This is a genomic window from Solitalea agri (assembly GCF_023914155.1).
Classification (GTDB): domain Bacteria; phylum Bacteroidota; class Bacteroidia; order Sphingobacteriales; family Sphingobacteriaceae; genus Solitalea; species Solitalea agri.
Genome location: NZ_JAMWYS010000012.1, coordinates 1 through 8,795 on the forward strand (window position 1 = coordinate 1; position 8,795 = coordinate 8,795).

Consider the following 8,795-nt stretch of genomic DNA (forward strand, 5'->3'; position numbering starts at 1 on the left):
CTGGCCTGATTACAAGCCGGATCTGTATGAATTTCACTTAAGGTGATCACAAGTGGTTCACTTAAGGTTACTCTTGCCGAGGCCTGACAATTGTTTCCATCAGTTACGGTCAGTGTATAGGTTCCAGCAGCTAAAGCCGATAAATCTTCAGTCGTAGCTGTAAAGCCGTTCGGCCCGCTCCAGCTGTAAGTCAAAGTGCCAGTACCGGTAGCGGTTACATTGATCGCCCCGTCTGCAGCGCCGTTACAACTTACGTTTGTTTGATTATCCACCGTTACCTGCGGACCGTTCAGGTCGTTCAGGTTCACCGTAATACTCTCAGAGCAGTTATTGGCATCCGTTACCGTTAAAGTGTAGCTGCCAGATGCTTTATTGGTTAAATCTTCTGTCGCCTCGCCTGAATTCCAGCTATAGGTATAAGGCGCTGTACCACCCGCAACTGTTACATTGATACTTCCATTCGAAAGACCGCAACTGGCATCGGTATGCACTTCTGAAAGACTTAGTACAGCAGGCGCTGTCAGGGTAACTGAAGCAGTTGCCTGACAATTGTTTCCGTCCGTTACGGTTAAAGTATAGGTTCCTGCTGGTAGAGCAGATAGATCTTCGATGTTTTGTCCGCTTGACCAACTATAGGTATATGGTGAGGTTCCTCCGCTTACACTCACCTGAATCGCTCCATCCGAAGCTCCATTACAAGTCACATTGGTTTGGTTGTCAACAGTAACTGATGGACCTGAAAGGTCGTTCAGGTTCACCGTAATACTTTGCGAACAGTTATTGGCATCCGTTACCGTTAAAGTGTAGCTACCTGAAGTTTTATTGGTCAGATCTTCTGTTGCCTCGCCCGAATTCCAGCTGTAGGTATATGGTGCTGTTCCGCCTGAAACGCTCACGTTAACGGCGCCAGTTGCCTGGTTACAGGGCGGATCTGTATGGGTTTCACTTAAGCTGATCGCAAGTGGTTCAGTCAGCGTTACGCTTGCCGAGGCTTGGCAATTGTTTCCATCTGTTACTGTAAGCGTATAGGTTCCTGCTGCAAGGTTTGCCAGATCCTCTGTCGTAGCTGTAAAGCCATTCGGACCGCTCCAGCTGTAAGTAAGCGTTCCTGTACCGGTAGTGGTTATATTGATTGCTCCATCTAAAGCACCATTACAAGTTACATTCGTTTGATTATCCACCGTTACCTGCGGACCGTTCAAATCGTTCAGGGTCACCGTAATGCTCTCAGAGCAGTTATTGGCATCCGTTACCGTTAAGGTGTAAGAGCCTGCTGCTTTGGTTGTAAGATCTTCTGTTGTTTCGCCCGAATTCCAGCTGTAGGTATAAGGCGCTGTACCGCCACTAACCGATACATTAATTGCTCCGTTCGACAGTGCACAAGTAGCATCTGTATGAACTTCTGAAAGACTTAATACAGCAGGCGCTGTCAGGGTAACTGAAGCAGTTGCCTGGCAATTGTTTGCATCTGTTACGGTCAACGTATAGGTTCCTGTGGGTAGAGCGGATAGATCTTCAATGCTTTGTCCACTTGACCAGCTATAGGTATATGGAGCGATTCCTCCGCTTACACTCACCTGAATTGCACCATCCGAAGCTCCATTACAACTGATATTGGTTTGGTTGTCAACTGTAACAGATGGCCCTGAAAGGTCGTTCAGGTTCACGGTGATACTTTGCGAACAGTTATTGGCATCAGTCACCGTTAAGGTGTAAGAGCCTGCTGATTTGGCTGTAAGATCCTCGGTCGATTCACCTGAATTCCAGCTATAGGTATAAGGTGCTGTTCCACCACTAACCGATACATTAATTGCTCCGTTCGACAGTGCACAGGAGGCATCCGTATGAACTTCTGAAAGACTTAATACAGCAGGTGCTGTCAGGGTAACTGAAGCAGTTGCCTGGCAATTGTTCGCGTCCGTTACGGTTAAAGTATACGTGCCGATTGGTAGAGCAGATAGATCTTCAATAGTTTGTCCGCTTGACCAGCTATAGGTATATGGTGCGGTTCCTCCGCTTACACTCACCTGAATTGCTCCATCCGAAGCTCCATTACAACTAACATTCGTTTGGTTGTCAACAGTAACTGATGGACCAGAAAGGTCGTTCAAATTCACTGTAATGCTTTGCGAACAATTATTCGCATCGGTTACTGTTAAGGTATAAGAGCCTGCTGCTTTGGCTGCAAGATCCTCGGTCGATTCACCTGAATTCCAGCTATAGGTATAAGGCACTGTTCCGCCGCTAACCGATACATTAATTGCTCCGTTCGACAGTGCACAAGTAGCATCCGTGTGAACTTCTGAAAGACTTAATACAGCAGGCGCAGTCAGGGTAACTGAAGCAGTTGCCTGGCAATTATTTGCATCCGTTACGGTTAAAGTATAGGTTCCTGCTGGTAGAGCAGATAGATCTTCAATGCTTTGTCCGCTTGACCAGCTATAGGTGTATGGAGTGGTTCCTCCGCTCACACTCACTTGAATTACTCCATCTGAAGCTCCATTACAACTTACGTTGGTCTGGTTATCCACCGTTAGCTGCGGACCGTTCAAATCATTCAGGGTCACCGTAATACTTTGTGAACAGCTATTGGCATCCGTTACCGTTAAGGTGTAGCTGCCTGCCGCTTTATTGGTTAAATCTTCTGCTGCCTCGCCCGAATTCCAGCTGTAGGTATAAGGCGCTGTACCACCACTAACCGATACATTAATTGCTCCGTTCGAGAGTGCACAAGTAGCATCCGTGTGAACTTCTGAAAGACTTAATACAGCAGGTGCTGTCAGGGTAACTGAAGCAGTTGCCTGGCAACTATTGGCATCTGTTACGGTTAAAATATACGTACCAGCTGGTAGAGCGGATAGATCTTCGATGTTTTGCCCGCTTGACCAACTATAGGTGTATGGAGTGGTTCCTCCGATCACACTCACTTGAATCGCTCCATCCGAAGCACCATTACAACTTACATTAGCCTGATTATCCACCGTTACCTGCGGACCGTTCAAATCATTCAGGTTCACCGTAAGGCTCTCAGAGCAGTTATTGGCATCGGTCACCGTTAAGGTATAAGTGCCGGATGCTTTATTGGTTAAATCTTCTGTTGCCTCGCCCGAATTCCAGCTATAGGTATAAGGTGCTGTTCCACCACTAACCGATACATTAATACTTCCATTCGAAAGACCGCAACTGGCATCGGTATGCACTTCTGAAAGACTTAGTACAGCAGGCGCTGTCAGGGTAACTGAAGCAGTTGCCTGGCAATTGTTTGCATCTGTTACGGTCAACGTATAGGCTCCTGCTGGTAGAGCGGATAGATCTTCAATACTTTGTCCGCTTGACCAGCTATAGGTGTATGGAGCGGTTCCTCCGCTTACACTCACCTGAATTGCGCCATCCGAGGCACCATTACAACTGATGTTGGTCTGGTTATCCACCGTTACCTGCGGACCGTTCAAATCGTTCAGGTTAACCGTAATACTTTGCGAGCAGTTATTGGCATCGGTCACCGTTAAGGTATAGCTGCCTGAAGCTTTATTGGTCAAGTCTTCTGTTGCCTCGCCCGAATTCCAGCTGTAGGTATAAGGCGCTGTACCACCACTAACCGATACATTAATTGCTCCGTTCGAGAGTGCACAAGTAGCATCCGTGTGAACTTCTGAAAGACTTAATACAGCAGGCGCTGTCAGGGTAACTGAAGCAGTTGCCTGGCAATTGTTCGCATCCGTTACGGTCAGTGTATAGGTTCCTGCTGGTAGAGCAGATAGATCTTCAATGCTTTGTCCGCTTGACCAGCTATAGGTGTATGGAGTGGTTCCTCCGCTCACACTCACTTGAATTGCTCCATCCGAAGCTCCATTACAAGTCACATTGGTTTGATTGTCGACTGTTACCTGCGGACCGTTCAGATCATTCAGATTCACCGTAATGCTCTCAGAGCAGTTATTGGCATCGGTCACAGTAAGCGTGTAGCTGCCGGATGCTTTATTGGTCAAGTCTTCTGTTGCCTCGCCCGAATTCCAGCTGTAGGTATAAGGTACTGTACCGCCTGAAACACTTACATTTATTGTTCCTGTAGGTAGAGAACAAGTAGCATCAGTATGAATCTCGGTTAAAGTAAGCGCTTGTGGTTCAGAAATTAAAACACTTAAACTCGTTGAGCAATTGTTAATATCTGTCACTGTTAAGTTATAAGTGCCAGCAGCAAGTCCTGTAATATCTTCTGCGGAAGTATTAAAACCATTAGGGCCATTCCAGTTATAAACCAAAGGTCCACTACCAACCGCTGTGACGTTAATTGTACCATTAGAGGTCCCATTACACGTTACATCAGTTTGGTTATCAACAGAAACAGAAGGTCCTGCGATATCATTTAATATTACAGAAATACTTTGTGTGCAATTATTTGCATCGGTTACTGTTAAGGTATAACTACCCGCAATTACATTAACTAAGTCTTCGGAGGTTTCACCATTAGACCAATTGAATGTATAAGGTGCTGTTCCTCCTGTTGCATTAACATCTATTGCACCTGTGGCTTGAGCGCAAGTAGCGTCAGTATGAATCTCATTAAGTGTTAAAACTTGAGGTTCGGCAATAACTACCGAAGCTGATGCCTGACAATTATTAATATCAGTTACAGTGACTGTATAGGTACCTCCTGAAAGATTTGCAAGGTCTTCGTTTGCAGAAGTAAATCCATTCGGACCGCTCCAGCTGTAAGAAAGCACCCCAATTCCTGTCGCAGTTATATCAATTAAACCATCAGTCTGTCCGTTACATAAATTATCTGTTTTACTACTTACTGTTATTTGAGGGCCATTTTGATCATTCAAATTAACAGTGATACTTTGAGTACAATTATTTGCATCGGTTAATGTTAAAATATAGCTACCCGAAGCGAGGTTTGATATATCCTGTACCGCTTGTCCATTGTTCCAACTATACGAATATGGAGGAATACCTCCACTTACAGAAATATCAATACTGCCAGTTGACTGGCCACAAGCAGGATCTACATGATTTTCTGTTAATACAATTGTTGATGGCTGTGGATCAATAACTATTATGACAGGTATTGAAACACAACCCAAAGCATTTCTAACAGATACATTATACGAACCGGCAGAAAGATTAGTAAAATCAGAAGAAAGCTGATAATTGCTGCCATCAATGGAATAAGTAAGACCAATTCCTGTTGGTGAGGTGATATGAATTTCACCCCATTCTCCTGAACATAATGGTTGAATAACATCGACCTGCGGGCTATTAGGAATTAATAGAGAAGGATTTACTGTAACAGTTGTTGCTGAGGAAATACATCCATCTGTATTTCGGGCAGTTAAGAGATAAGTACCTGTTGAAAGATTGCTAAAAATTAGCCCGGATTGATAATTGGTTCCATCAATTGAATACTCCTGACCAAGTGGACCTGTCACTGTTAAAGTAGCCGTTGATACCAAACAAGTTGGCTGAATAATTAAATATGTTGGAGGCGTAGGAGTTAATGGCTGAGCATTGATCGTAACCGAGGTCGCTGTTGACACGCAACCTTGTGCGTTGCGGACAGTCAGGCTATAGGTATTTGATGAGAGGCCTGTAAATAAAGTCGAAGCTTGATAGTTGGTTCCATCAATTGAGTATTCCAATCCTGCCCCTAGTGGCCCTGTCACTGTGATCGAACCTGTTCCTACAGTACAAGTCGGTTGAACGGTCGAGGCAGCTGGTGTAGCAGGAGTTAATGGCTGAGCATTGATCGTAACGGCAGTAGCCGAAGAAATACAGCCCTGAGCGTTGCGAACAGTTAAGTTATAGGTTGCTGAGGTTAATCCTGCAAATAAAGTCGAAGCCTGATAGTTTGTGCCATCAATCGAGTATTCCAGGCCTGCTCCCAGTGGCGAAGTCACTGTGATCGAACCCGAGGCTACCGTACAGGTCGGTTGAACGGTTGAAGCTGTTGGTGTAGCTGGAGTTAATGGCTGAGCATTGATCGTAACAGCAGTGGTTGAAGAAATACAGCCTTGAGCGTTGCGAACAGTTAAACTATAGGTTGCTGAGGTTAATCCTGCAAATAAAGTGGAGCTCTGATAGTTAATACCATCAATCGAATATTCCAATCCTGCTCCCAGTGGCGCTGTCACAGTGATCGAGCCGGTGGCTACCGTACAGGTCGGTTGAACGGTTGAAGCAGTTGGTGTTGCTGGAGTTAATGGCTGGGCGTTAATCGTAACAGTAGTCGCTGAAGAAATACAGCCTTGTGCGTTGCGAACGGTTAAATTATAGGTTGCTGAGGTTAATCCTGCAAATAAAGTCGAACCCTGATAGTTTGTTCCATCAATAGAGTATTCCAGGCCTGCTTCCAGTGGCGAGGCTACAGTGATCGAGCCGCTTGCAACGGTACAGGTTGGTTGAACGGTCGAAGCGGTTGGTGTTGCAGGCGTTACCGGCTGAGCATTGATCGTAACGGCAGTAGCAGTTGAAATACAACCCTGAGCGTTGCGAACAGTTAAATTATAGATTGCTGAGGTTAATCCTGCAAATAAAGTCGAACCCTGATAGTTAATACCATCAATTGAGTATTCCAGACCTGCTCCCAGTGGAGAAGTCACTGTGATCGAGCCGCTTGCTACCGTACAAGTCGGTTGAACAGTCGAAGCGGTTGGTGTAGCCGGCGTTAATGGCTGGGCATTGATCGTAACGGCAGAAGCAGTTGAAATACAGCCCTGCGCGTTTCGAACAGTTAAATTATAGGTTGCTGAGGTTAATCCTGCAAATAAAGTCGAAGCCTGATAGTTAGTACCATCAATTGAGTATTCAAGGCCTGCTCCCAGTGGCGAAGTCACCGTGATCGAGCCGCTTGCTACCGTACAAGTCGGTTGAATGGTCGACGCTGTTGGTGTAGCTGGAGTTAATGGCTGGGCATTGATCGTAACGGCAGAAGCAGTTGAAATACAACCCTGAGCGTTGCGAACAGTTAAATTATAGGTTGCAGAGGTTAATCCTGCAAATAAAGTCGAACCCTGATAGTTAATACCATCAATTGAGTATTCCAGACCTGCTCCCAGTGGAGAAGTCACTGTGATCGAGCCCGTGCCTACGGTACAAGTCGGTTGAACAGTTGTTGCGGTTGCTGCCTGTGGTGTAGCCGGTTGGGCATTGATCGTAACGGCAGTAGCCGAAGAAATACAGCCCTGAGCGTTGCGGACAGTTAAATTATAGGTTGCTGAGGTTAATCCTGCAAATAAAGTGGAGGCTTGATAGTTGGTGCCATCAATCGAGTATTCCAATCCTGCCCCTAGTGGCGAAGTCACGGTGATCGAGCCGGTGGCTACCGTACAGGTTGGTTGAACGGTTGTTGCGGTTGCTGCCTGTGGTGTAGCCGGTTGGGCATTGATCGTAACAGCAGTGGCCGAAGAAATACAGCCCTGAATGTTGCGAACAGTTAAATTATAGGTTGCTGAGGTTAATCCTGCAAATAAAGTGGAGGCTTGATAGTTGGTGCCATCAATTGAGTATTCCAGACCTGCTCCCAGTGGCGAGGCTACCGTGATCGAACCGGTGGCTACCGTACAAGTCGGTTGAACGGTCAACGCTGTTGGTGTAGCAGGAGTTAATGGCTGGGCGTTGATCGTAATGACAGTAGCCGAAGAAATACAACCCTGAGCATTGCGAACCGTCAGGTTATAGGTACTGGTTGCAAGGCCAGCAAAGGAAGTTGAAACTTGATAGTTTGTCCCATCAATCGAGTATTCCAGACCTGCTCCCAGTGGCGAGGCTACCGTGATCGAACCGGTGGCTACCGTACAAGTCGGTTGAACGGTCAACGCTGTTGGTGTAGCAGGAGTTAATGGCTGGGCGTTGATCGTAATGACAGTAGCCGAAGAAATACAACCCTGCGCATTGCGAACCGTCAGGTTATAGGTACTGGTTGCAAGGCCAGCAAAGGAAGTTGAAACTTGATAGTTTGTCCCATCAATCGAGTATTCCAGCCCTGCTCCCAGTGGCGAAGTCACCGTGATCGAGCCGCTTGCTACCGTACATGTCGGTTGAACGGTTGAAGCTGTTGGTGTAGCTGGAGTTAATGGCTGAGCATTGATCGTAACAGCAGTGGCCGAAGAAATACAGCCCTGCGCATTACGAACAGTCAGGTTATAAGTGTTGGTTGCAAGGCCGGTAAAGGAAGTTGAAACCTGATAGTTGGGACCATCAATCGAATATTCCAATCCTGCCCCCAGTGGCGAAGTCACTGTGATCGAGCCGCTTGCAACGGCACAAGTCGGTTGAACGGTCGATGCGGTTGGTGTAGCAGGCGTTAATGGCTGGGCGTTAATCGTAACTGCAGTTGCCAAAGAAATACAGCCCTGCGCATTACGAACAGTCAGGCTATAGGTATTTGATGAGAGGCCGGTAAATGAAGTCGATCCCTGATAGTTAATACCATCAATTGAGTATTCAAGGCCTGCTCCCAGTGGCGAGGCTACCGTGATCGAACCGGTGGCTACCGTACAAGTCGGTTGAACGGTCGACGCTGTTGGTGTAGCTGGAGTTAATGGCTGAGCATTGATCGTAACCGAGGTCGCTGTTGACACGCAACCTTGTGCGTTGCGGACAGTCAGGCTATAGGTATTTGATGAGAGGCCTGTAAATGAAGTTGAGCTTTGATAGTTAGTACCATCAATCGAGTATTCCAAACCTGCTCCCAACGGTGAAGTCACCGTGATCGAGCCGGTGGCTACCGTACAGGTCGGTTGAACGGTTGAAGCTGTTGGTGTAGCCGGCGTTAGCGGCTGAGCATTGATCGT

The 8,795-nt window shown here is 46.6% G+C and carries 1 protein-coding gene; it reads right to left on the minus strand.

Annotated features, from left to right (window positions below):
* Window positions 1-8,795 (minus strand): beta strand repeat-containing protein (locus tag NF867_RS03410; RefSeq protein WP_252586143.1); only part of this gene is annotated, 8,795 nt, incomplete at both ends.